Source organism: Flavobacterium sp. C3NV, assembly GCF_046825355.2.
GTDB lineage: Bacteria > Bacteroidota > Bacteroidia > Flavobacteriales > Flavobacteriaceae > Flavobacterium.
Map to the genome: position 1 here is coordinate 108,564 of NZ_JBKQBJ020000005.1, position 25,454 is coordinate 134,017.

Genomic DNA, 25,454 nt, shown 5'->3' on the forward strand with positions numbered 1-25,454 from the left:
GTATAAAAACCTTGCGAACTTTGCGGTTAAATCCCCTTTAATTGTTTTTCAATTGATTCCAAAAATCAAAGTAGTTGAACCATTGCAAAGGATATTTTGCGAGCATAGATTCTACGCTTTCTATATACGCTTTCAATAATCCTTTTTCGTCTCTGTGTTTGACTACAGCTTCACGTGCATACAAGTGATAATGCAGGTTGGGTTCTTTCATTACGTATACAAAAACTACAGGCACCTTTAATCTTGAAGCAATTAAAAATGGGCCAGCCGGAAAGTTGGCTTCCTCGCCAAGTATTTTTTCAGAAAGTGATTTCGTGCCTTCAAAATAACGATCGCCTGTAAAACAAACCAATTCGTTTTTTGAAAGTGCCGCATTGATCTCAAAAATATGAGACAAGTCATCTCTGATAATGATAAACTTAACGGTAGGTTTTTGGGTAACGCTTTCGAGATAATTCTTAATAGCTGAATGTTCGAGATCTGTAGTAACCAGATTGATTTGAAAATCGATGTCGATATCGCCAAGAAAATGTTCAGCAATTTCAAAATTTCCAATATGGGCGCTGATTAAAACGCCTCCTTTTTTTTCTGCCAGAAGGTTTTTCAGAATTTCAATTCCGTCAAATTCATAGGTAAATTTGTTTCGCATTCCTGCCGAAATGGAAATTTTATCAATAATCGTTTGCCCAAAAGTGTAATAACTTTTGAAAACCATTTTTTTAGATTTGAACCAGGAATACCCAAGCCTTTCTTTAAAATAATAAGAAATGGCTTTGTTACTTTTTTTTAGAAATAAAAAATAGTACGAAGCAACAAAATAAAGTAAAACATAAGCAGCTTTAACACCCGCTTTTTTTATAAGAAAAACGAATATTCGATACCCTAAAACAGTTCCTTTTGATTTGCCATCCCATTTGCTCATTAAGCAGTTTTGGCTTTTAATTTGTTTTCGATAAGATCATAAAAACTTTGGAAAGAATCAATCCCGACAAAATCAACTTCAACCAGTTTTACACCAAAGTTGGCTTCGATCGAAACGACTAAATCAACATAGTCCAAACTATCTAACCCAAGTGTATCTTTTAAATTAGCATCTGGTTCAATATCATCATTATCTACTTCAAACTCCTCAACTAAAAAACCATTTATTTTTGCTATAATCTCTTCTTTATTCATCGTTTAATTTAAACTTTTTAACCACCAACGCAGAGTTGGTTCCTCCGAACCCGAAGGAATTGGACAAAAATATGTCAAATTTTTTGTTTAAAGTAGTTTTGACCAAATTTAATTTGGCTGCATCTTCATCAGGATTGTCCAAATTGATGTTTGGAGCAATGAAATCGTGCTGCATCATTAAGATCGAATAAATTACTTCGCTGGCTCCGGCCATCCAGCATTCATGTCCTGTCATTGATTTTGTAGAACTTACATACGGATTTTTCTCGCCAAAAACTTCAAAGATAGCTTTAGCTTCGTTGCCGTCTCCAACAGGTGTTGAGGTCGCATGAGCATTTATATAATCAATGTCGGTTGCTTTCAGTTGGGCGTCGTCAAGCGCTCGTTGCATGGCTATAGATGGACCTTCGACATTGGGAGTCGAGATGTGTCCGCCGTTTGAGGAGAAACCATAACCCACAACTTCGGCGATAATATTAGCGCCACGAGCTATTGCAGAATCGTAACTTTCGAGAATTAAAGTTGCACCGCCACCACTAGGAATTAATCCGTCGCGGTCAGCATCAAATGGGCGGGAAGCTTTTTCAGGTTCATTTTCTCTGTTCGAAAAAACACCTAAACCATCAAAACTGCTCATCGCAAATTTGTTGATTTCCTGAGCTCCTCCGGTAATAATAATATCCTGAAATCCGCTTTTTATTAAAAAATAAGCCAATCCAATAGAATGTGATCCACTTGCGCAGGCTGCACTTATGGTAAGATTGATCCCGCGCAGTTTAAAAATCGTAGATAAATTCATCGTTACTGTAGAATTCATCGATTTAAAAATAGCTCCGGAACCTATTAAAGCAGTGTCTTTTTTCTCTCTCACAATATCTGTAGCTTCAATAATAGCTTTTGAAACGCTATCATTTCCGTACATAATACCTACTTCGCGATTGTCAAAAAAAGCGTCATCAATATTGGCATTTTTCAATGCTTCGATTGTGGCCATATAAGCATACTCGGTTTCTTCACCAATGCTCATACGTTGTCTTCGGGTCAATAAGTTTTTCAGATCAGCTTTTGGAACCATTCCCGTAAGGGCAGATTGAAAACCAAATTCTTTTCTTTCAGCATCAAACTGAATACCAGATTTTCCGTTGTATAAAGATTCTTTTACTTCATCTAAAGAAGTTCCGATACAAGAATAAATTCCCATTCCAGTAATTACTACTCTCTTATTCATCGTCTTTCAAAGTGTTTTGTAATTTTTTTAATCTCGCAAAGACGCGAAGCCGCAAAGCTTATTCTTTTTTTTAGTTTTTAATAAAACTTTGCGACTCTGCGTCTTTGCGAGCAATTTTTGACGTTTAAAAAAATCTCGCAAACGCGGAAGAAATATTTTTAAGAATAAATTCCTCCGTTTATATTGATAATTTCTCCTGTAATATAGCTTGCTTTTTTTGAAATCAAAAAGCTTACCAAATCTGCGACTTCTTCGGCTTCGCCAAAACGATTTACCGGAATTAGCTTTAATAATTCTTTTTCGTCTAACTGACTTGTCATATCGGTTCTTATAAAACCCGGAGCTACAGCATTTACAGTAATATTTCGTTTGGCAACTTCCTGCGCTAACGCTTTTGTAGCAGCAACAATTGCACCTTTTGCAGCCGAATAATTGGTTTGTCCGGCCGTTCCTTTCACGCCCGAAACCGAAACCATATTTACGATTCGGCCATATTTATTGCGCAACATTTTTTGAATAAAAAATTGCGTTACATTAAAAAATCCGTTCACACTTGTGTTTACCACGCCGTTCCAGTCTTCGGGAGTCATCCACATAAAAAGACCATCTTTTGTAATTCCGGCGTTGTTTACAATCGCTTCTACAATTGCTTCAGGATTTGCTTCCTGCCATTGTGTTAATGTTTTTTGCACTTCTTCATAATTAGAAACATCAAAACCTAAGATTTCTCCGCTTGCACCTAATTTTTGTATTTCCTGAAGTGTTTCTTCGGCAGCAGTTTTGTTCGAATGATAATTTATCAGAATATGATAACTAGATTCAACGGCTAATTTTTTACAAATAGCACTTCCAATTCCTCTTGAACCGCCGGTTACTAATACACATTTCATATGTAGAATTTATTTTTTTTGGTCAAAATAGGGTATCGCTTTTTTACCCGCGATACCCTATTCGTATTTTATAGATTAATAGCTATTATTTCTTCTTTTTGGCTGCAGGTTTTGTAGCAGGTTTCGTTTCTGCCTTAGGCTTTTCTGCAGGAGCTTCACTCACGCTGTTTCTTTCTTTTGATTTCGAAAAAAGTTCAGCGTTTTCAAACCATTGGTTGCTTAATACAGTTCCGTCTGGTCTAAGAAATCCCCATTTACCTTCATTTTTTACTCTTGCAATACCATCAATAAAGCCTTTGTCTTGTTGTACAAACAAAGCAATAACAAAGCCATTTGCTGTAATTCCGTATTGAGTTGGGATGACCAATTTTCCTGATTCATTAATAAATCCCCAGTTTTTTTCTTTTACAGGAGCCAGTCCGTTTGAGCTAAAAACTTCTGCATCGCTGTATGTTGGCGGGATAACGAATTCAGCTTTTGGGTTGATGTATCCCCATTTAGAACCGATACAAACCGGAGCCAAATTTTTAGAGAACGCTTTTGCTTTGTCGTAAATAGGCAAAATAGTCCAGTTTCCTTTGATGTCTATAAAACCAATTTTACCGCCTTTTCGTGCATACGTTAAATCCTGAATTTCAAAATCCCAGATTTTGTCAGCGCCATCTACCGCAATAAAGTTTCCGGAACTTACAAGTCCAAAAGTTTTATCTTTTCTTGCCCAGGTTGTGTTTTTAAAATAATTCCCTACTTCATCATAAAGGGGTTCTACCACTTCTTTACCAGACGTATTAATAATTCCCCATTTTTTATTGTTCTCTACTCTTGCATAACCATTTTCGAAAGATTTGATCTGATCGTATTTTGGTTCCAGAACAACGGTCATTTTTGAATTGATTAATCCAACTTTTTTGCCTTGTCTTATAAAAGCAACGCCGTCACTAAAATCAAATAATTTTTCAGTAGGCGGAGGGGTCTGAACTTCTCCTTTTGTATTAATATAAACCCAATCCTTATCTTTTTGTACTACTGCAATTCCGCTGTTAAATTCTTTAGTGTCTTTAAAAGTTGCCGGAATTACCCATGTTCCTTTAGCATCGATGAATCCCCATTTTCCGTTATCTTCAACAGCAGCTAAACCTTCAGAAAAGCTTTTTGCCGATTTGTATTGAGGCTCAATTTTAAAGTTTCCATCTTTAGAAATGTATCCAATTTTACCGTTCTTTTTAACTAAAGCCAATTCCTGACTATTAACAAATTGAATAAATAATACGAATAAAAAAATAAGTGGTTTTTTCATGATTTTTTAAGGTTCAATTAATAATGTAAAATAAAGTTTTAACTGTTGATCAGGTAATCTTTTACTTTCTGAACAAAAGGGTACATGACCTGATCTTCTTTAAATGTAGGAATTATATTTCGAATATCATCATACCATTTTTTGGTTACCGATGAAATTTGATCTTTTTGTACCAAATAATCAATTGCCTGAACGATTGTAATCAATTCGATCGCTAAAACTTCGAATGAATTTTCGATTACTTTTGAGGTAATAACCGCTGCATTCGTTCCCATACTTACAATATCCTGATTGTCGTTATTGTTCGGGATACTGTGCACATACATTGGGTTAGACAACATTTGGCTTTCGGCAGTTGTTGAGGTTGCAGTAAACTGAACGCCCTGCATTCCGAAATTGAATCCTAACGTTCCTAAGTTTACGAATGGAGGAAGAATTTCGTTGATTTTTGAATTCAATAAATAATTCAACTGACGTTCTGCCAACATCGTTAATTTGGTAATTACAATTTTCAGTTTATCCATTTCAAGCGAAATATAATCTCCGTGGAAATTTCCTCCGTGATAAACGTGTTTGTTTTTTACATCTATAATAGGATTGTCGTTTGCCGAGTTAAATTCGTCTTCTAAAATAGAAGCAACATTATTTATTGTTTCTAAAACCGGTCCAAGAATTTGAGGAACACATCTTAAAGAATAATATTCCTGAACTTTTTCCTTGAAAATTTCCTCGGTATTTTCTCCTGAGTATAAATGGTCTTCTCTTTTACGGATCAAAGTACTGTCAGAAAGATTTTGTCTCATTCTTGCCGCCACTTCCTGTTGTCCTTTATGACGTTTTGTTTGGTTTAATTCTTCAGAAAAATGATCATCATACGCCTGAACCAATTCGTTGATCGCGCAAGAAGCTTTTAATGACCAGTCTAATAATTTATTGGCGTGGTGAACGTTTACAACTCCAATTCCGGTCATTACAGATGTTCCGTTGATTAAAGCCAGACCTTCTCTAATTTCTACCTGAATAGGTTTTAATCCTTCAATTTCGAAAACTTCCGGAGTTGGTCTTCTGTCTCCTTTATAAAAAACTTCGCCTTCGCCTATTAAAACTAAAGCCAAGTGTGATAATTGTACTAAATCTCCACTCGCACCAACACCACCGTGCTCAAAAATAAGAGGAGTAATATCTCTGTTGATCAATTCTGCCATTAAGTGAATTACTGACGGATGAACTCCGGAGTTACCTAAGGATAAAGTATTTAAACGGGCTAAAATTGCTGCTTTTGCACAAACCGGGCTCAAAGGTTTTCCTGTTCCTGAAGAGTGGCTTCTGATTAAATTGTATTGTAACTGAATTTGGTCAGACTCTTTAATACGGTATTGAGCCATTGGTCCAAAACCAGTATTTACGCCATATATTACTTTGTTCCCTGAAAATTCTTTCAGGAAATTGAAGCTTTCGTTTACTCGGTTTAAAACAGCATCGCTTATCGAAACTTTATTATTTCCAAAAATAATGGATTCGAATTCTGCTAAACTTAAATATTCATTAATTGTATTCATTAAACTGGTTTTGATTGTGCTAATTTAATTTTATTTATCAAAATAAATGTAGTTATTTTGATGATGGCAAATGTAGGCTAATAATTGATAATATTTTTAATATGATAAAGGAGTTTGTAGATGTTTTGGTGATTGGTGCGGGACCTTCTGGATGTGTGTCAGCATCTTATCTTCATAAAAACAATGTTAAGATAAAAGTTGTTGAAAAAACAAAGTTTCCAAGACTGGTCGTTGGCGAAAGCCTTATACCTAGAGTAATGGATCATTTTGCAGAGGCTGAACTTTTTGAAAGTCTCGATGCAATGAATTTTGAGAAAAAATTAGGTGCCCGTTTTATAAGAGGAGAAGAAATTTGCGTTTTTGATTTCAGTAAAAAATTTGGTGAAGGCTGGGACTGGACCTGGCAAGTGCCAAGAGCTGATTTTGACAATACAATGGCGCAGGAAGTGATTAGAAAAGGGATTGATCTGGAATTTGAAACAGAAGTTTTGGAGGTTTCTTTTGAAGGAAAAAAATCTAAAACCATCGTAAAAGATAAGGATGGAAATCTAAAAGAAATTCATGCCAATTTTATTATCGATTCCAGCGGATACGGACGCGTTTTACCAAGACTTTTAGATCTTGATACGCCATCGCAATTAGATCCTCACTCTTCGATATTTACACACGTAAAAGATATTAATAGAGAAGAAGGAGAAGAAGGAACTCAGATTTCATTTGATATTCTGGAAACCGAAGTTTGGCTGTGGGTAATTCCTTTCTCGAACGGAAATACAAGTTTAGGAGTTGTTGGGCCAACAGATTTCATCAATTCATTATCTGAAAATAAAGACAATGCCGAGGCTTTGCGCAATGCAATTCAAAAATCGGATTATTATATCAAAAGGTTTAAAGGAACGGAGTTTTTATTCGAACCAGTTAAATTAGAAAATTATTCAAGAGCCGTAAAAAGAATGTACGGTGACGGTTTTGCCTTAACAGGAAATAGTTCTGAATTCCTGGATCCTGTATTTTCATCAGGAGTTGCTTTTGCGACAGAATCAGGAATGCTGGCCGCAAAATTATACCTTAAAGAATCGCAGGGAATTGAAGTAGACTGGGAAGTTGAATTTACAGAATACATGAAAAAAGGGATTGCTGTTTTTACCACTTACGTGAAAGAATGGTACACCGGAAACCTTCAGACTTTATTCTTTCACCAACCGGAAAATCCGGATGTAAAAGAAAAAATATGCTCAGTTTTAGCCGGGTATGTCTGGAACGAAGAAAATCCGTTTGTGAAGAAACATGATCATGTAATAGCCAATATGGCGTATTTACTGAATATGCAAAAAGAACAAAGCCCTGAATAATCAGGGCTTTTTTTTATAAAAAATATTCTGTAGGAATATCTCAGCGGTAGAATAAGATTTGAATTGCGTTTATATGTTCCGTAGGAACGTTTGATTGATGACGCAGATGTTTATTTCCGTAAAAACAAGTGTCCCTACAGGACACAACGCGCAACAATATTCTTTTTTTTTCTACCGATGAGATATTCCTACGGAATATTTTTGAATGCTTTTTCAATAATTCATTCCGTAGGAATGTTTCATTGGTAGAATTAGATTTGAATTGCGGTTATACGTTCCGTAGGAACGTTTGGTTAATGGTTTACATGTATTGTTTTTCTAAAAAATCCCTACAGGACACGATATAAAAAAAAAGACCATCCTTTACAGACGGTCTTTCATTCTTCAAAAAATAAATATTAAGTAAAAAACTATACTTCTAAATTATAAAAACTCACGGCGTTATTTCCCCAAAAAGCATTTTGATCCGTAACAGAAAATGACGAAAAATAGTGTTCCATTAACGCAATTACTTCAGGATAAGTTGAAGACAATAAGCAAACGGGCCAATCGCTTCCAAACATTAAACGGTTTATCGAGAAGTTTTTGGTAACAATATCCAGCGCGGTTTTAAAATCTTCGGGTTTCCAGTTGTGCCAATGCGCCTCTGTGACTAAGCCTGAAACTTTGCAAAATACGTTTGGGTTTTTCGCAATAGCGCAAACCATTTTTTCAAATGCGGTGAAATCATTTTCCTTAAAATCCGGTTTTGCTAAATGATCAATTACAAAACGTTGTTTGGGAAACTTTTGTATAAATTCCGCAACAAATGGCCATTGCTGGGAACCAATTAGAATATCATACGTAAAATTATACTTTGCTAATTTGCCGATTCCGTTACAAAAGTCTTTTTGCAGCATAAATTCAGGATTTGTTTCTGCCTGAAAAATATGCCTGAATCCTTTTAGTTTTTTAAAACCTGAAAAATAGTCTAATCGTTCTTCGATATTAGGATCTTTAAAATCTACCCAGCCCACAACAGCTTTTATAAAATCATTTTCACTGGCCAATTGCAGTAAAAAATGAGTTTCATTTTCGCTTTGATCTGCCTGAACCGCAATACAACCGTCAAAGTTGTTTTGGCTCAAAAGAGGTTCCACATCCTGAGGCAGGAAATTCTTTTGGATAGCCGCCATTTCCGGAGTAATCCAGGCTTCTTTTACAGGGTCATATTTCCAAAAATGCTGATGGCTGTCGATTTTCATTTTTACCTATTAAGTGTAAAATATAATGCTTTAATAAGCTACGGCAACTTGTTTACTTGTGCCTAAACCTTCAATACTTAATTCGATTACGTCTCCCGCTTTGATGTAAACAGGATTTGGTTTTATACCCAGACCAACTCCCGGAGGTGTTCCTGTACTGACAACATCGCCTGGTAAAAGCGTCATAAACTGACTTAAATAATGAATCAAAAACGGAATTTTAAAAATCAAATTAGAGGTGTTGCTGTTCTGGAATTTTTTACCGTTTACAGTAAGCCACATCGATAAATTGTTGACATCTTCAATTTCATCCGCAGTTGCCAAAATTGGTCCAAGGGGAGCAAATGTATCACATCCTTTTCCTTTCGCCCATTGTCCGCCACGCTCGATCTGAAAAGCTCTTTCGCTATAATCATTCAATAAGCAATAACCGGCCAGATAATCCAGTGCATCTTCTTCGGCAACATAACTGGCTTTTTTACCTACCACAAAAGCAAGTTCCACTTCCCAGTCGGTTTTGTCGCTATTTTTAGGAATGATTAAGTTATCGTTTGGTCCACATAGCGAAGTGGTCGATTTAAAGAAAATAATTGGTTCTTCCGGAATTGCAGCGCCAGTTTCTTCGCAATGATCTACATAATTTAATCCAATACATATAATTTTTGAAGGGCGCGCTACTGGCGAACCCAATCGGATATCGTTGCTTACTTCAGGAAATGAAGTATTGTTTTTTAAGGCTTCTTGTAATTTTGCAAGACCGTCATTTTCAAAAAAAGCTTCGTTATAATCAGTTACTATAGACGAAACATCTATTCGTTTGTCATTTATTAAGACTCCTGGTTTTTCCTGACCAGCTTCTCCAAATCGTATTAATTTCATGTTCTCTTTTTTTAATCGTATTATATTTTTATAACTATAAAAGTCGTTTTTTAATTGTTCAGTTTGATAAAACCTCCATCAATAGGGTAATCAGAACCGGTAATAAAGGAAGATTCATCGCTGCAAAGAAACAAAGCAAGAGTGGCTATTTCTTCCGGTTTTCCCATGCGGCCAATAGGTTGTGACTGGGATAATTTTTCGAATATTTCAGCTTCCTGTCCCGGATAATTTTTCGAAATAAATCCATCAACAAATGGTGTGTGTACTCTTGCGGGAGATATTGAGTTGCATCTGATGTTTTCTTTCAAATAATCTTTTGCTACAGATAATGTCATGGCCATAACCGCGCCTTTTGCTGTAGAATAGGCAAATCTATCCGGAATTCCGACCCAGCAGGCAATAGAAGCCAGGTTTAAAATAACTCCTCCTCCAGCATTTTTTAGTGCAGGGATTGAAGCGTGCAGACAATTGTAAACGCCTTTTACATTGACATTCATGATGCGGTCAAAATCAGATTCAGAAGTGGTATCTACTTTGCCAACGTGAGCAATTCCGGCATTATTTACTAAAATATGAATTGATCCTATTTTTTCGAAAGTAGCTTTTACTTCCTGATGATTGGCAACATCGCAGGCATGGGCAAAAACAACTCCGCCGTTTGATTCTATTTCTTCGATGGTATTTTTTGCACTTTCCAGAGTCAGTTCTAAAACATGAACTTCGGCTCCTTGTTTGGCAAACAAAACAGAAATGGCTCTTCCAATTCCGCTTCCGCCTCCGGTTATAATTGCTTTTTTATTTTTTAATGAAAACATTTTACTTAAATTAATAGTTATTTTTTTGATTGGATTTTATAAAGATACGCCTCGTTTCCACGGAATAAAATCATCCTGATTCAATTGTACCGCTTTCGGAATAATTTCTCCACTGGCTGCTTTGATGCAATAGTCCAGAATTTCTTCGCCCATTTCTTCTATCGATTTTTCGCCGCTGATAATCGGGCCGCAATCAATATCGATAATGTCGCTCATTTTTGTTGCCAGAACGGAGTTCGTTGCTACTTTTATTACAGGACAAACCGGGTTTCCTGTTGGCGTTCCCAATCCTGTGGTAAATAAAATCAAGGTAGCGCCTGAAGCTGCTTTTCCGGTTGTGGCTTCTACATCATTTCCTGGAGTGCAAACCAGACTTAATCCTGATTTGGTTACTAATTCAGTATAATCTAAAACATCAACAACTGGCGATGTTCCTCCTTTTTTGGCTGCACCGGCACTTTTTATAGCGTCTGTTATTAAACCATCTTTTATATTTCCCGGAGAAGGATTCATGTGAAAACCGGAACCTACTTTATGCGCCAAAGCATCATAAGATTCCATTAAATCAATAAATTTTTCGGCAGTTTCTTTGGTAATGCAACGGTCAATTAAATTTTGTTCGGCACCACATAGTTCCGGAAATTCGGCTAAAAGAATTTTTCCGCCCAAAGCGACAACCAAATCAGAAGTATAACCAACAGCCGGATTTGCCGATACTCCGCTGAAACCGTCACTTCCTCCGCATTTTACACCAATGCATAATTCGCTTAAAGACGCATCGGTTCTTTCGTATTGATTGATTTCGATTAGACCTTCGAATGTTTTTTTGATGGCAGTTGTAATTAAAGCTTCTTCGCTTTCGGTTTGCTGTTGTTCAAAAATCAGTAAAGGTTTGTCGAATTGTGGATTTTGTTTTTTTACATCATTTACAAAATCCTGCACTTGCAAATGCTGACATCCTAAACTCAATAACGTTATTCCGCCTACGTTTGGATGGTTGGCGTACGAAGCCAGTAAAGCACTTAAAGTTGCGGCATCCTGACGTGTTCCGCCACAGCCTCCCTGATGATTTAAAAATTTTATTCCGTCTACATTTTCAAAAACACGATTGTTTTTTGGCGTTGGATTGAGTTCAATATTGATGCTTTCGATAGCATCTCCGTTGAGGTAACCTTGCAGTAGTTCGTGTGTAAATTGATTGTATTTATCACTCACGGCATAACCTAGCTGATTGTGAAGTGCTTCTTTAATAACATCTAAATTTCTGTTTTCACAAAAAACCGTTGGAACAAAAAGCCAGTAATTGGCAGTACCAACCCGACCGTCATTTCGTTTATAACCTTTAAATGTTTTGTTCTTGTATTTAGAAACATCTGGAGCCTGCCATTCGTACGAAGCATTTCTGTAAGCGTAAGGATCGGCAGCGTGTTTTAAATTTTCGGTGGTCATCAGGCTTCCTTTGCTGATGTCGTTTTGTACTTTTCCTACCAAAACTCCATACATAATTACTTCCTGCCCCTTGATCATATCCTGGGTATAGAATTTATGTTTTGCCTTGATGAGGTCTTGCAGAACGAATGTTTCAGCTTCAAAAGTGATGTTTTCTCCTTTTTGCAAGTCAGATAATGCTACCAAAACATTATCGTCTGGATGCAATTTTACGACTTGTTTTTTTGTTTTATTCTCGGGCATGATATTGTTTATTGTCTGGTTTGTTGTTGTCCTTTGTAAGCAAAAAGGGCGATTATTAAAAATGAAATTAAAGGAACAATGTATCCGTTCTGAATACTTCCGGTATGATCTGAGATGGCGCCTAAAATTGGAGGCAAGATTGCGCCGCCCACAATAGACATTACGATTAAGGAAGATCCTATTTTGGTGTTATGGGCAAGTCCGTCGATTCCCATAGAGAAAATAGTAGGGAACATGATACTCATAAAAAATGCGATAGCGATTAGAGTATAAACCACTAACATTCCGCTGCCTAAAATGGCTATGATGCAAAGTATCACATTGATAAAAGAATACAGTAATAATAGTTTTTTGGGTTCGACAAACTTCATGAAATAGGTTCCTGCAAAACGTCCAATCATGAAAAACAATCCAAAAAGACCTAGATATTTGGCTGCGGATGATTCTGATAAACCTGCCGATGTTGTGGCCATTTTTATAAAAAAACTACCCACGCAAACCTGAGCGCCAACATAGAAAAACTGCGCTAAAATTCCCCATTTTAATTTTATAGATTTAAAAGCTTCTTTAAAACTACTGACTTCGGTTGTTGATTTTTCTTTTACATCGGGCATGGGTGTAAAATAGAAAATTACGGTTATGACTAAAATGATTAATCCTAAAGTTAAGTAAGGCATTTTTACACTGGCGGCTTCGGCTACTACATAAGCATGCATTTGAGCCTCTGACATTGCATTTGCTTCTTCAGGAGATAAGGTTTTATTAGATAAAATTAGCGGACCAATATAGGCGGGCGCAATATAAGCGGCAAGACCATTAAAGGATTGTGCGAAATTAAGTCGTTGTGTAGCGGTTTCCGGAGGTCCCAAAATGGTAACATACGGATTTGCTGCGGTTTCTAAAAACGTCAATCCGCAGGCAATGATAAACAAAGCTCCCAGAAAATAACTGTATTCGAGCGAATTTGCTGCGGGAACAAATAAAACAGAACCAATCCCGAAAAAAAGCAGCCCAACAAGAATGCCTGATTTGTAGCCGTATTTTCTCATGATATATCCTGCGGGCAATGCCATGGCAAAATAAGCGATAAAAACAGAGGAGTCTACAAGCGAAGATTCGAAGTCGGTTAGATTAAATGCTTTTCGCAAATGCGGAATTAAAATAGGATCCAGATTATGAACAAATCCCCAAAAGAAAAACAAGCTGGTCACTAAAATATAGGGCAATAACCATTTTTTTGAAGTTTTGACCTTTACATTAGAATCAGACTCTGTAAAAACGGCTTCTTTCATAATTTTTTGGGATTATTTTTGTGTTTAATAAAATTTAAAATTATAATTTTTAAAGCTTATTTAATAATCCGATATTATCCTTGTTTAATCTTTAATTATCTTTGTCTTCATGAAATTAGAGCAAACTAAAATAACATCTTACACCAATTCGACCGTTTCGGTTCTTAATCGTGAGGAATCGTTTTTTCAATCGCCGTTTCATTCCCATCCGGAACTGGAATTGGTGTATGTAAAAGAGAGTTTTGGAAAGCGAATCATTGGTAATTCGGTTATGCCTTTTGAGCCTGGCGATATGGTTTTTCTGGGTTCAGATCTTCCGCACGTTTGGCTGAATGATGAAATGTATTATCAGGGAATTTCGACTTTAAAAGCAAATGCAATTGTGGTCTATTTTAGCAAAGATATTTTTGGACCTGCTTTTTACGAATTAAAAGAAACACAAAAAATAAACGAGTTGTTTTTTCAGGCAGGAAAGGGAATTTCGATCATTGGAAAAACAAACAAACAGATCGCTAAAAAATTAGAAAAGCTTATCCTGAAAAAAGATTTTGAAGTAATTATTGGCCTTTTCGAAATTTTATCACTGCTTTCAGAAAGTCAAGATCGGGTTTATATCAATAATGAAGCTTATTCTACCGCACATAAAGATTCTAAGAAAGACAGGCTTTCGGAAGTTTTTCAATATGTAAATGAAAATTATAAAAAAGATATTGTCCTGATTGAAATTGCCGCAATTGCGAATATGACGCCCACTTCTTTCTGCAGAATGTTCAAACTAAAAACAAAGAAAAGTTTTGTAGAATATTTAAACGAAATCAGGGTTTCTAAAGCCTGTAAATTTTTATTAGAAACCGATTTGAGTATGTCTGAGATTGCCTACGAATGCGGTTATAAAACAGCATCCAACTTTAATAAACTTTTTAAAAAATTTATGGGAATGACGCCCAGTGAATTTAAAAAGAGTGCTGCAGTTTAATGAATTGTAGTTTAATTTTAAACACGAATTTCACGAATTTGCACCAATAGTAATAACTAGCTTAGTTCGTTAAATCAATTTCACAAATCAATTAATTAGTGAAATTCGTGTTTATTATTTTTAAGAAATCGAGCGGTCTAAATGAGTGTAACCTCCATCAACATAAATAATTTGTCCTGTAGTGTGACTTGATCTTTCGGATAAAAGAAAAACCACCATATTGGCAATTTCATCTACCGTGGTCATTCTGTTTTCGAAAGGAATATTTTTTGTGATAGCGGCCAGTTTTTCTTCTTTATTTTCGAAAGTATTAATCCAGGTTTCATAAAGAGGCGTAAAGCATTCTGCCACTACAACCGCATTGACACGAATACTGTATTTTAATAATTCGACAGCCCATTCTCTGGTTAAGGCATTTCTGCCTCCGTTTGAAGCCGCATAAGCAGAAGTTCCTCCTTGTCCGGTTTCGGCAGTTTTTGAACCAATATTAACTATCGCTCCTTTCGATTCAATTAAATAAGGCAACGCATGCTGCGCCATTAGATAATAATGAATTAAATTTTTATGCAAAGAGGCAACAAAGTCTTCATAGTTTCCTTTTTCCAAACCAACTCCGTCATTTACTCCCGCATTGTTTACTAATCCGTCAATTCTTCCGCATTGTTTGATAACAGCTTCAATTGCTTTTTTACAGTCTTCTGGTTTTGTTAAATCGGCAACAACCTGAAACGCTTCTTTTCCGGAAGCTTTAATTTCATTTACAGCTTTATTGTTGTCCTCTTCATTTCGGCCAACAATAAAAGGGATGGCACCTTCGCTGGCTAATACATTACAAATGCCAAGTCCAATTCCTTTTGCACCGCCTGTTACTATGATAATTTTATTGGTAAGGGATAGTTGCATGATATTTTTATTAAAGATGAAAAATACAAACTAGTTTATAATTTTATAGCTGTTGCCTTTACGACAACAGCTATAAAAATAGAGAGAATTAAAACGTTCTATTTTACCAGAACTTAACGTATAAAGCTACAATTACTAATAATGTAATTACGATTAAAACTGTAGTTTGTGGTTTTACTTTAAACATTTCAGCATCGATTTCAAATGCTTTAGGATTTACTTTTGGTCCTGCAAAACTGATTGCAATCATCGCTAACATTGTAAAGAAGAATGATAATCCCATACAAATGTGGAAAGGAATTTCAAAAGCACCTTTTCCGTTGTTATATGCTGTGTATAATAAAGTTTCGTTTCCGAATAAAGCAGGAGCATATTCGTTGAATAATACAGATAAAACAAATCCTAAAATTACACCTACAATTGCTGCAGTTCCAGTAGTTCTTTTCCAAAACATACCAAGGAAGAACATAGCAAAAACTCCAGGGCTAATGAATCCTGTATATTTTTGTATGTAGGTAAATCCACCAACTCCGCCAATTCCTAAGATGTCATTCCATGTAAATAAAACAGCTAAAAGCATTGCAGCAAAAACGGCAATTCTACCAATGTTTACTTGTTGTTTTTCGCCAGCATCTTTCTGGATGTATTTTTTATGAATATCTAAAGTATAAATAGTCGAGATACTGTTTACTTTTCCAGCTAATGAAGCTACGATTGCAGCAGTTAAAGCCGCTACAGAAAGTCCTTTTAATCCTGTTGGTAAGAAAGTCAATACAGCAGAATAAGCTCCGTCTTTTCCTCCAACTAATTGAGGTAAATGTCCGTTTGTGTATAAAACGTAAGCAGCAATACCGGGTAACATTACGATTAATGGCATTAATAATTTTAGCATACCCGCAAACAAAATACCTGTACGAGCCGTTTGCAAATCAGCACCAAGAGCTCTTTGTGTGATGTATTGGTTACAACCCCAGTAGTTTAAGTTAATGATCCAGATACCGGCAAGGTAAGACATCAAACCAGGGAAAGTTAAATATTTATCAATATCAAGTTGAGAAGAATTTGCAGTTGGTTTTGGGATAATCATTTTGAAATGCTCAGGAGCCTCTCTCATTAAAACCTTGAAACCGGCAATAGCATTTTCACCTACTCCAAAATATTGTCCAACAGTTGTTAGTGCGATATAAGAAGTTACCAAACCACCAATAATTAATACAGCAACCTGAATAACATCTGTATAAGCTACCACTTTCATACCTCCTAAAGAGATGAATAATGCGAATACTGCTAAACCTATCATGATCACGTGCAGATATTCTCCACCGGCTAAACCATTAATGGCAACAGCTCCTAAATAAAGGATAGAAGTTAAGTTTACAAATACATATAAAAACAACCAGAAAACCGCCATAATCAATGCCGTAGATTCGTTGTAACGTGTTTTTAAGAATTGAGGCATCGTGTAAATCTTATTTTTAAGATATACAGGAATGAACCAAACTGCTACAATAATCAAAGCAATAGCAGCAAGCCACTCGTAAGCTGCAACAGCAATTCCTAAAAAGAAACCTTCACCGCTCATCCCGATGAATTGTTCAGCTGAAATATTTGAGGCAATCAAAGATGCTCCAATAGCCCACCATGTCAAATTTCCTTCGGCCAAAAAGTAAGCCTTAGCATCTTGTTCGTCTTGTTTACGCTTGCGGTAAACCGTGTAACCGTAGGCAGAAACTACGATAAAATAAATAATAAAAACCGCATAATCTGCGACAGCGAGGTTCTGGTTCATTGTTAGTAGTATTTTAAAAATTAGTATAGGTGATTGTTTGTTTAATTTGGTTTAAAATGTGATATGTGTTTTTATTCTGTTATTTTTTTACGAAATAAGAACGAAAGCCAAAAGTAAAATAAATAATTACAAATATACTATTACAAATGTATTTTTTACATTTATAAATAAATTATTGTGTTAAATTTTAAAATGACCTTATTATAAATGGACTTTTACAGCTTATTTACCAGCCGATTTATAATGCACATCAGGTTGTTGTCTTAAAATTTCGGCACTTTTTTCAGGTGTAATATCACGCTGCGATTCGCCTAACATTTCATATCCTACCATGAATTTTTTAACCGTTGCCGAACGCAATAATGGCGGATAAAAATGCATGTGGAAATGCCATTCAGGATGGTCTAAACCGTCTGTTGGTGCCTGGTGAATTCCTGATGAATACGGGAATGAAGTGCTAAATAAATTATCGTACTTGATCGTTAATTGCTTTAAAATGGTAGCAAACGCATTTACTTCCTCAGCTGTAAAATCAGTAATTTTATTAAGAGCTCTTTTGCTGACGATCATAGTTTCGTAAGGCCAGATTGCCCAAAACGGAACCAATGCTACAAAGTGATCATTTTCGATTACGATACGTTCTCCGCTTTTCAATTCGGCTTGCAGGTAATCTTCAAGAAGAGTTCTGTTATTTTTATCGAAATAAGATTTCAGGCTGTTTTGTGTTTTTTCGACCTGAGTTGGCAATGATGACTGCGCCCATATTTGCCCGTGCGGGTGTGGGTTACTACAGCCCATCACGCTTCCTTTATTTTCGAAAATCTGAACGTGGTTGATGTATTTTATATTTCCTAAATCAGTGTATTCTTTTTGCCAGGTTCTGATGATATTTTCGATCCCGTCAATTTCCATTTCAGGTAAAGTAAGATCGTGTCGTGGCGAAAAACAAACCACTCTCGAAATTCCCTGTTCCGGTTTTGCTTTAAAGAAAGTGTGTTTGATATCTTCTTCAAAAATAATTTCGTCCTGCTTCATGGCAGCAAAATCATTTTCGAATACAAAACTGCTTTCGTAATTCGGGTTATTTAATCCGTTAGCGCGAACATTTCCCGGACACAAATAACAAGTTGGGTCGTATTTAGGTAATGCTTCAGTTGCAATAGTTTCATTTTGTCCTTGCCACGGGCGTTTTGCACGATGAGGTGATACTAAAACCCATTCATTAATTAAGGGATTAAAACGTCTGTGTGGATCTTCGTTAATGTCGAAATTTTTCATTGTAATTCTTGTGGTATTAAAGTAGTGTTGTTCCGTTTGAGATTTTTACATCATAAAATTTTAATTCAATCCCAAATGTATCTAAATAAAGATTTGAAAACTTACTTTTCACCTCATTTTCATGACCTTTTTTAATCAAATTGATGGTACAGCCTCCAAAACCGCCTCCCATTAATCGCGAACCAATAATTGCATCGTCAGCTTTTGCAGTATCTACAAGCATATCCAGCTCGGCACAACTTACTTCATATTCTTGCGATAAACCATAATGAGTTTCAAAAAGCAATTGTCCTAAAAGTTCTATATTTCCGTTATCCAGAGCCTCACAAGCCTTTATTACGCGGTTAATTTCCTTTACAACAAAGTGCACTCTTTTAAAAACAGTTGGACTTATTTTGTTCTCAATGCTTAAAAGCTGTTCTTCGGTACAATCCCTGAAACTTTTTATTGCAGGAAAATTTTCTTTAATAATTGCTAATCCCTGTTCGCACTCAATTCTTCGGGTATTGTATTCCGATGTAAAAAGCGAGTGTTTTACATTACTATCAAATAACACTAAAGAGTAATCTTTAAAATCAGCGTTGTGATATTCAAAATCAAGCGTATTACAATCTAGTTTAATTACTTTATTTTCAAGACCATGAACGCTCGAAAACTGATCCATGATACCACAATTGATACCTACCCAGTGTTCTGCTTTTTGTCCTAATAAAGAAATGTCAACTTTTTCAATTTTTAGATCGAAAAGTGCCTTGATTCCGAAAATCGTTCCGCATTCTAAAGCCGCAGAAGAAGATAAACCGGAACCAACCGGAATATTACTGCTAAAAACACAGTTGAAACCTTCAAACACAAATCCGTTATCCTGCAATTGTTTGATTACGCCGCGAATGTAATTCGTCCAGACCACATCGCTTAATGTGATTTCCTGAGTCAGATCAATTTCAAAATCCTCGTTTAAATCGATGGCAACTATTCGTGATTTTTTGGTATCGTTTTTCGCAAAAGCAAAACAAATTACCTTGTCGATTGCAGCCGGTAAAACATAACCGTCATTATAATCAATATGTTCCCCAATGATGTTGATTCTTCCTGGAGAAAGTACTACTTTTTGAGGAGCTGATCCAAAAGATTTCTCAAAAAAAGCAGTGGTGTTCTGTACTAAAATGTCATTCATTATGATGTAATTGAAATAGTATTATCTTGTAATTTTTGAACTTTTCTTTAAATAATATTAGTTTATAGTTTCGAATTTATAAACCGTTTTTTGATGGTATTCTTCGCCTTTTCTTAAAACCGAATTTGGAAAATGTGGCTGATTTGGTGCATCCGGAAAATTTTGAGTTTCAAAACAAATTCCACTTGTTGTATGATATTTTATATTTTCTTTCCCTGTTAATGCATCAGAACATTTACCGCCCACATATACATGTACACTTGGCTGATCCGTGTAAACACTCATTTGCAAGTTGTTTTTAGCACTGTATAATTTTGCTACAGCATTATTTGTAGGCTCAACCACAAACGAATTGTCAATAATGGCAGGACATTTTTTTGTGGTTCTAAAATCGAAATCATGATCAGCAAGAGCCGTAAAATTTCCACTAGGAATATTATCTGAATCTGTTTCTAACATTTTTTCGGCATCAATAAACATAGTCTGATCCAGAACGTTCCCGTCATGACCGTCAAGGTTAAAATAACTATGATGCGTTAAGTTGATAATCGTATCTTCTGTAGTGGTTGCTTTGTATTCCAGCTTCAGTTCGTTGTCTTCCGTTAAAGTATACGTTAAATCAACGTGTAATTCTCCCGGAAAATTTTCATCTAAATCTTCACTCAAAAGACTCAACGTAATCGACGGATTATCGCCTGAAGTAATATTGGTAACATTCCAGACTTTTTGTCCAAAACCAACAATTCCGCCATGCAATGTATTTCCGTTGTTGTTAATGTTGAGCTGGTAGGTTTTATCATTTAACTTAAAAATACCTTTACTAATTCGTCCTGCGTAACGGCCAACAGTAGTCCCGAAATAAGGAGCGCCTGCTAAATTATACGAAGCCAGATACGATTCTAAAGTATCAAAACCCAAAACAACATCAACAAGCTTACCGTTCGAAACCGGAATTTGTAATGAAGTTACAGTAGCACCATAATTAATGACCTGAACTTTCATTCCGTTTTTATTACTTAATTCAAAAGAAAGAATTTCTTCCTTATCGGGCATTAAACCAAATGATTTAGATACAGATCCGTTTTGAAAATGCGATATATGTTTTATTTCCATACTATTTTTGCCAAAAGTGAAATCCAAAAATAGAAACATTATTTACTTTTGCATACCAGTACCTACCAGTTTTTTGTATATTGCACCAAAATTTCCTTTTTTATGAATATTATTTCGATTCAAAACAACATTGGTTTGCCAAAATATAAGCAGATAATTCTGTCAATAGAAAAAGCAATCGAAGAAGAAAAACTGGTAAAAGGTGACCGGCTTCCGTCTGTAAATAAAGTTTGTCTGGCTTTTTCATTATCCCGTGATACCGTTTTATTAGGATACGATGAACTCAAAAAAAGAGGTATTATTTACGCCATTCCAGGCAAAGGATATTACGTAAAAAGCGTTGAAACTACTATAAAACAAAAGGTTTTCTTATTATTTGATGAATTAAATAGTTTTAAGGAAGACATCTATAATTCGTTTTTGCAGCATATTGGAAAAAATGCTCAGGTCGATATTTTCTTTCATCATTTTAATGTTCCCGTTTTTCAGAAACTCATAAATGACAGTAACGGAAATTATACAAAATACATCATTATGCCCACCAACTTAAACGATGTAGCCAAATTGATAAAAACCCTACCAGTAGGCGAAGTTATCATACTGGATCAGACCAATCCGGATCTGAAATTGTATCCCGCAATTTATCAAAATCATGAAAAAGATATTTTTGAAGGATTGCTCAAAGGAAAGTCCAGACTGGGTAAATACGAAAAGTTGATTTTGATTTTCCCCGGTTTCAGAGAACCACTCGGAATGAAAATAGGGTTTGAAGCTTTTTGTACCCAATATGATTTTGAATACGAAATCATCACTGAATTTACCAACCGCGAAATTACTTTGGGCGATTTATACATTATCCCAAATGATCGTGATCTGGTACGCGTAATCGAAAAAGCAAGAGACCAAAACCTGAAATTAGGAATCGATCTTGGCATTATATCCTATAACGAAACGCCGCTAAAAAAGATTGTCGCCAACGGAATCACCACAATTTCGACCCATTTTGAAACAATGGGAAAAATTTTAGCCGATATGGTCCTTAAAGGAAAAAAAGAACAAATAGAAAACAAATCCTCTCTTACCATGCGTAATTCTTTGTAAAGGCTTTTATGATAAAAGTAATTTTTTTTGGGAGCTAATCCCGCACCCGAGCCTGAAAGTGCGAATTGGCGAAGCAATACGTTTCAATCTTTTCCTGGCTAAAGAAGCCAGAAAAAGGATTTCCACTTCTATCGGGGCTAGGGCACTCGTTTTCATAATAATATTTCCGTCGAGTTTGTCAATTTCGACGAAGGAGAAATCCTCGCAAGAAGCTCGACAAAGATTGCGGTTACGAACAAATAAAAAAGAATAAAAAATCCGTTTTAATCCGCGTTTTTGCGAAGCAAATCCGTGTCATCTGCGTGCCATGACAAAGACATACGCTATTTAATTTTCAATCTCCCGTTAAGGTTTATTTTATTTAAAAAACCAATATCTCACAATAAAAACCAATAATCTATCAAATCCCTAATTTTTTAATTAAAAAAATAACGAAACAATTTTTTTGCTTTTGTGGAATTATTTTACATACATTTGTAAATGTAAATTTTACACTTATTATTTGTTTTGATTTTGCTTTATAAAAATAGGATATGTTCTATTTTGAAATTTAGTAAAAACCAATACAAATCTGCTATTAAATAAACCAACCAACTTGAAATTAACTTAGAAATGAATAACAAAATAGACCAATTATCGGCAGATAATATAAGAGCTTTGGCTATTTCGATGGTCGAAAAAGCAAATTCCGGTCATCCCGGAGGATCTATGGGAGGCGCAGATTTCATGCACATTCTCTATTCTGAATATTTAAAATACGATCCTAGTGATATGAACTGGATTTTCAGAGATCGTTTTTTTATGGATGCCGGACATCTTTCGGCTTTGATGTATGCACAATATCATTTGCTTGGCAATTACGAAAAAACAGATCTTGAAAATTTCAGGCAATGGGGTTCGGTAACTCCCGGTCATCCTGAAATTGATGTAAAAAGAGGAATCGAAAATACGTCCGGACCATTAGGCCAAGGACATGCCATGGGCGTTGGAGCTGCCATTGCAGCTAAGTTTTTATCAGCAAGATTCGAAAATTTATTCGATCATAAAATTTATGGTTTTATTACTGATGGCGGCGTTCAGGAAGAAATTTCGCAAGGAGCCGGAAGAATTGCAGGACATTTAGGACTGAATAATTTTATCATGTTTTATGATTCGAATGATGTACAGCTTTCGTCAATGACAGATGAGGTTACAACCGAAAATACGGCCATGAAATACGAATCATGGGGTTGGAAAGTAATTACTATTGATGGTCATAATCATACTCATATTCGTTCAGCATTAAATGCCGCTCACGCCGAATTAGAAAGACCAACGCTAATTATTGGCCGCACCATAATGGGAAAAGGATGTGTAACAGCTGATGGAACGATGTACGAAGGACAATGCGAATTGCACGGAAAACCTATTGGAGCAACAAAAGCCAATTTCGAAAAAACATTACTGAATTTAGGCGCAAATCCTGAAGATTCATTTGCTGTTTATAAAGAAGTTGAATCACATTATGCAGCAATTTTAAAAAATAAAACAGAAGAAGCTGCGAATCGAAAAATACAAATTTCGGCCTGGGAAAAACAAAACCCAATATTGGCCGAAAAGATAAAACAGTTTTTTAACGGAGATTTACCTGCATTAGATTTTAGCACAATTGCTCAAAAAGCAAATGCTGCAACCCGCGATGCATCGGCGGCAGTTTTAGGATATCTGGCCGAAAATGTAGAGAACATGATTGTGTCTTCTGCCGATTTATCGAACAGTGATAAAACAGATGGTTTCCTTAAAAAATCATCGGTTTTACAAAAGAATAATTTTAGCGGAGGATTTCTTCAAGCCGGTGTTGCCGAGTTAACGATGGCAGCAATCGCCAACGGAATCGCGCTTCATGGTGGTGTAATTCCGGTTGTGGCAACATTTTTTGTGTTTTCAGATTATATGAAACCGGCAATTCGTTTGGCGGCGATTCAGGAATTACCGGTAAAATATGTCTGGACGCATGATTCTTTCCGCGTAGGCGAAGATGGACCAACGCACCAGCCCATCGAGCAGGAAGCTCAGATTCGATTATTAGAGAAAATTAAAAACCATTCCGGAGATCAGAGTTTACTGGCGTTACGTCCTGCAGATGCTGTAGAAACTTCTGTAGCCTGGCAAATGGCGTTAGAAAATAAAAAAACACCAACAGGATTAATTCTTTCGAGACAAGATATCAAAGATCTTCCAACAAACGGAAATTCAAGATTTGATGAAGCTTCTCAGGCAAAAAAAGGAGGTTATCTGGTACGATCAAATCCAAATCCTAATATCACTTTAATAGCAAACGGATCTGAAGTAGCAACGCTTATCGAAGCTGCAAATGAACTGGAACAAAATTTTAAATTAAAAATAAATGTAGCTTCTATTATTTCAGAAGGACTTTTCAGATCTCAGTCTGCGGAATATCAGGAAAGTGTTATTCCAAAAGATGCTTTGGTTTTCGGACTTACCGCCGGACTTCCGGTTAATTTAGAAAACCTTGTTGGTACTAAAGGTCAAGTATTTGGTTTAGACCATTTTGGATATTCGGCTCCGGCATCCGTTTTAGATCAGAAATTTGGATTTACCAGCGAAAATGCCCGTAAAGAAATCCTGAAATATTTAGAAAATAACAATTACAACTTATTAAAATAATAGAAAGACATGAAATTTTTTATAGATACAGCAAACTTAAAAGATATTAAAGAAGCCAATGATTTAGGTGTTTTAGATGGAGTAACCACAAACCCTTCGTTGATGGCAAAAGAAGGTATTACCGGAGCTCAGAATATTTTAGATCATTATATAAAAATTTGCGAATTGGTTGATGGGGATGTAAGTGCCGAAGTAATCTCGACAGATTTTGAAGGTATGATTGCCGAAGGTGAAAAACTGGCCGCTTTGCATCCGCAGATTGTGGTAAAAATCCCGATGATAAAAGATGGTGTAAAAGCAATCAGGTATTTTTCGAATAAAGGAATCAGAACCAATTGTACTTTGGTATTTTCAGCAGGTCAGGCTTTATTAGCTGCAAAAGCCGGAGCAACTTATGTGTCGCCATTTATTGGCCGCTTAGATGATGTATCGACTGACGGAATGGTACTGATTGAAGATATCAGACTGATTTATGATAATTTCGGTTACGAAACCCAGATTTTAGCCGCTTCTGTTCGTAATGTAATGCACATTATCAATTGTGCAAAAATAGGATCAGATGTTATTACGGGGCCATTAAGCGCCATTGAAGGTTTATTAAAACATCCTTTAACAGATATTGGTCTGGCTACTTTTTTGGCGGATTACCAAAAAGGGAATAGTTAATTAGAAGACTTTTTTGGGCCACGGATTTAACGGATGAAATAAATCAAAGCAGATTTAAATTTAATGGATAGCTCAATTAAAATTTATCATACCAGTTCAATTGATAAATAAAATAACTGCAAAGATCTGTTTGTCTAAAATCCGTGACCAAAACTTAAAATAATAATTTTGTTAGTTTTTAATAGTAGTTTTTTTGAAGAAAAAACCCTGAAAGTTTGTGGCTTTCAGGGTTTTGTTTTTTATAATATTATAAGCCCACGGATTGTGCGGATGATACGGGTTGACACAGATTTTTTAATTTTTAATTCGCCTTATTTCTGAACGAAACTACGTAATACTTTGATCTTTTTTCTCTCGCAG

Annotated in this window: 21 protein-coding genes; 5 read left to right on the forward strand and 16 right to left on the reverse strand. The window is 35.7% G+C overall.

All coding sequences use genetic code 11. The features are described 5' to 3' along the window. Positions 1-37: 37 nt before the first annotated feature. The 6 genes from ACIDC4_RS09135 to flxA form a co-directional block, all read right to left on the reverse strand. On the reverse strand, positions 38-922 hold the full coding sequence (locus ACIDC4_RS09135) for a lysophospholipid acyltransferase family protein (RefSeq protein ID WP_412042785.1): 885 nt from the start codon (positions 920-922) through the stop codon (positions 38-40). Then, the gene (locus ACIDC4_RS09140; RefSeq protein ID WP_065451716.1) at positions 922-1,176 is read right to left on the reverse strand and encodes an acyl carrier protein; all 255 of its coding nucleotides are present in this window, start codon (positions 1,174-1,176) and stop codon (positions 922-924) included. The genes ACIDC4_RS09135 and ACIDC4_RS09140 overlap by 1 nt, the downstream gene beginning before the upstream one ends. Then, a complete protein-coding gene (locus ACIDC4_RS09145; protein WP_412042784.1) occupies positions 1,169-2,404 on the reverse strand; it encodes a beta-ketoacyl-[acyl-carrier-protein] synthase family protein in 1,236 nt (411 codons plus the stop codon). Before ACIDC4_RS09145 ends, ACIDC4_RS09140 begins: the two co-directional genes overlap by 8 nt. A gap of 158 nt (positions 2,405-2,562) precedes the next feature. Then, on the reverse strand, positions 2,563-3,294 hold the full coding sequence (gene flxB, locus ACIDC4_RS09150; protein WP_412042783.1) for a flexirubin biosynthesis SDR family reductase FlxB: 732 nt from the start codon (positions 3,292-3,294) through the stop codon (positions 2,563-2,565). Positions 3,295-3,379: 85 nt separating this feature from the next. After that, on the reverse strand, positions 3,380-4,591 hold the full coding sequence (locus ACIDC4_RS09155) for a WG repeat-containing protein (RefSeq protein WP_412042782.1): 1,212 nt from the start codon (positions 4,589-4,591) through the stop codon (positions 3,380-3,382). Positions 4,592-4,629: 38 nt separating this feature from the next. Further along, complete coding sequence (gene flxA, locus ACIDC4_RS09160; protein WP_065451712.1) at positions 4,630-6,150, reverse strand: flexirubin biosynthesis tyrosine ammonia-lyase FlxA; 1,521 nt, start codon at positions 6,148-6,150, stop codon at positions 4,630-4,632. A 101-nt stretch (positions 6,151-6,251) separates the two neighbouring features. On the opposite strand from flxA, the gene ACIDC4_RS09165 reads away from it, so the two are divergent. Then, a complete protein-coding gene (locus ACIDC4_RS09165; RefSeq protein WP_412042781.1) occupies positions 6,252-7,502 on the forward strand; it encodes an NAD(P)/FAD-dependent oxidoreductase in 1,251 nt (416 codons plus the stop codon). A 410-nt stretch (positions 7,503-7,912) separates the two neighbouring features. Here ACIDC4_RS09165 and ACIDC4_RS09170 read toward each other — a convergent pair whose 3' ends face one another. The 5 genes from ACIDC4_RS09170 to fucP are packed head-to-tail and all read right to left on the reverse strand — an operon-like array spanning position 7,913 to position 13,424. After that, positions 7,913-8,746 carry an amidohydrolase family protein gene (locus tag ACIDC4_RS09170; protein WP_412042780.1) on the reverse strand — a complete coding sequence of 278 codons (834 nt, stop codon included), beginning with the start codon at positions 8,744-8,746 and terminating at the stop codon, positions 7,913-7,915. Positions 8,747-8,776: 30 nt separating this feature from the next. Beyond that, positions 8,777-9,625 carry a fumarylacetoacetate hydrolase family protein gene (locus tag ACIDC4_RS09175; RefSeq protein ID WP_412042779.1) on the reverse strand — a complete coding sequence of 283 codons (849 nt, stop codon included), beginning with the start codon at positions 9,623-9,625 and terminating at the stop codon, positions 8,777-8,779. Positions 9,626-9,675: 50 nt separating this feature from the next. Beyond that, positions 9,676-10,440 carry an SDR family NAD(P)-dependent oxidoreductase gene (locus ACIDC4_RS09180; protein WP_412042778.1) on the reverse strand — a complete coding sequence of 255 codons (765 nt, stop codon included), beginning with the start codon at positions 10,438-10,440 and terminating at the stop codon, positions 9,676-9,678. 36 nt (positions 10,441-10,476) lie between these two features. Further along, positions 10,477-12,132 carry a UxaA family hydrolase gene (locus ACIDC4_RS09185; protein ID WP_412042777.1) on the reverse strand — a complete coding sequence of 552 codons (1,656 nt, stop codon included), beginning with the start codon at positions 12,130-12,132 and terminating at the stop codon, positions 10,477-10,479. A gap of 8 nt (positions 12,133-12,140) precedes the next feature. Continuing rightward, on the reverse strand, positions 12,141-13,424 hold the full coding sequence (gene fucP / locus ACIDC4_RS09190) for an L-fucose:H+ symporter permease (RefSeq protein ID WP_412042776.1): 1,284 nt from the start codon (positions 13,422-13,424) through the stop codon (positions 12,141-12,143). Positions 13,425-13,533: 109 nt separating this feature from the next. On the opposite strand from fucP, the gene ACIDC4_RS09195 reads away from it, so the two are divergent. Continuing rightward, on the forward strand, positions 13,534-14,400 hold the full coding sequence (locus ACIDC4_RS09195) for an AraC family transcriptional regulator (RefSeq protein ID WP_412042775.1): 867 nt from the start codon (positions 13,534-13,536) through the stop codon (positions 14,398-14,400). A gap of 120 nt (positions 14,401-14,520) precedes the next feature. On the opposite strand, the gene ACIDC4_RS09200 is transcribed toward ACIDC4_RS09195, so the two are convergent. The 5 genes from ACIDC4_RS09200 to ACIDC4_RS09220 form a co-directional block, all read right to left on the reverse strand. Then, on the reverse strand, positions 14,521-15,303 hold the full coding sequence (locus ACIDC4_RS09200) for an L-fucose dehydrogenase (RefSeq protein WP_230034229.1): 783 nt from the start codon (positions 15,301-15,303) through the stop codon (positions 14,521-14,523). A 103-nt stretch (positions 15,304-15,406) separates the two neighbouring features. Next, positions 15,407-17,092 (reverse strand): sodium/sugar symporter, encoded by a 1,686-nt coding sequence (locus tag ACIDC4_RS09205; protein WP_412042774.1) that lies wholly within the window; start codon positions 17,090-17,092, stop codon positions 15,407-15,409. A gap of 222 nt (positions 17,093-17,314) precedes the next feature. Next, the gene (locus ACIDC4_RS09210) at positions 17,315-18,370 is read right to left on the reverse strand and encodes a UDP-glucose--hexose-1-phosphate uridylyltransferase (RefSeq protein WP_230034233.1); all 1,056 of its coding nucleotides are present in this window, start codon (positions 18,368-18,370) and stop codon (positions 17,315-17,317) included. 16 nt (positions 18,371-18,386) lie between these two features. Then, on the reverse strand, positions 18,387-19,547 hold the full coding sequence (gene galK / locus ACIDC4_RS09215) for a galactokinase (RefSeq protein WP_412042773.1): 1,161 nt from the start codon (positions 19,545-19,547) through the stop codon (positions 18,387-18,389). Positions 19,548-19,604: 57 nt separating this feature from the next. Continuing rightward, positions 19,605-20,660, reverse strand: coding sequence for an aldose epimerase family protein (locus ACIDC4_RS09220; RefSeq protein WP_412042772.1), 1,056 nt, complete (start codon positions 20,658-20,660; stop codon positions 19,605-19,607). 102 nt (positions 20,661-20,762) lie between these two features. Here ACIDC4_RS09220 and ACIDC4_RS09225 point away from each other — a divergent pair, with 102 nt between their 5' ends. The 3 genes from ACIDC4_RS09225 (at position 20,763) to fsa (ending at position 25,094) form a co-directional block, all read left to right on the forward strand. Further along, positions 20,763-21,761 carry a GntR family transcriptional regulator gene (locus ACIDC4_RS09225; RefSeq protein WP_412042771.1) on the forward strand — a complete coding sequence of 333 codons (999 nt, stop codon included), beginning with the start codon at positions 20,763-20,765 and terminating at the stop codon, positions 21,759-21,761. Positions 21,762-22,373: 612 nt separating this feature from the next. Then, positions 22,374-24,428, forward strand: coding sequence for a transketolase family protein (locus ACIDC4_RS09230; RefSeq protein WP_412042770.1), 2,055 nt, complete (start codon positions 22,374-22,376; stop codon positions 24,426-24,428). Positions 24,429-24,437: 9 nt separating this feature from the next. Continuing rightward, a complete protein-coding gene (fsa, locus tag ACIDC4_RS09235; protein ID WP_412042769.1) occupies positions 24,438-25,094 on the forward strand; it encodes a fructose-6-phosphate aldolase in 657 nt (218 codons plus the stop codon). Positions 25,095-25,454: the final 360 nt, after the last annotated feature.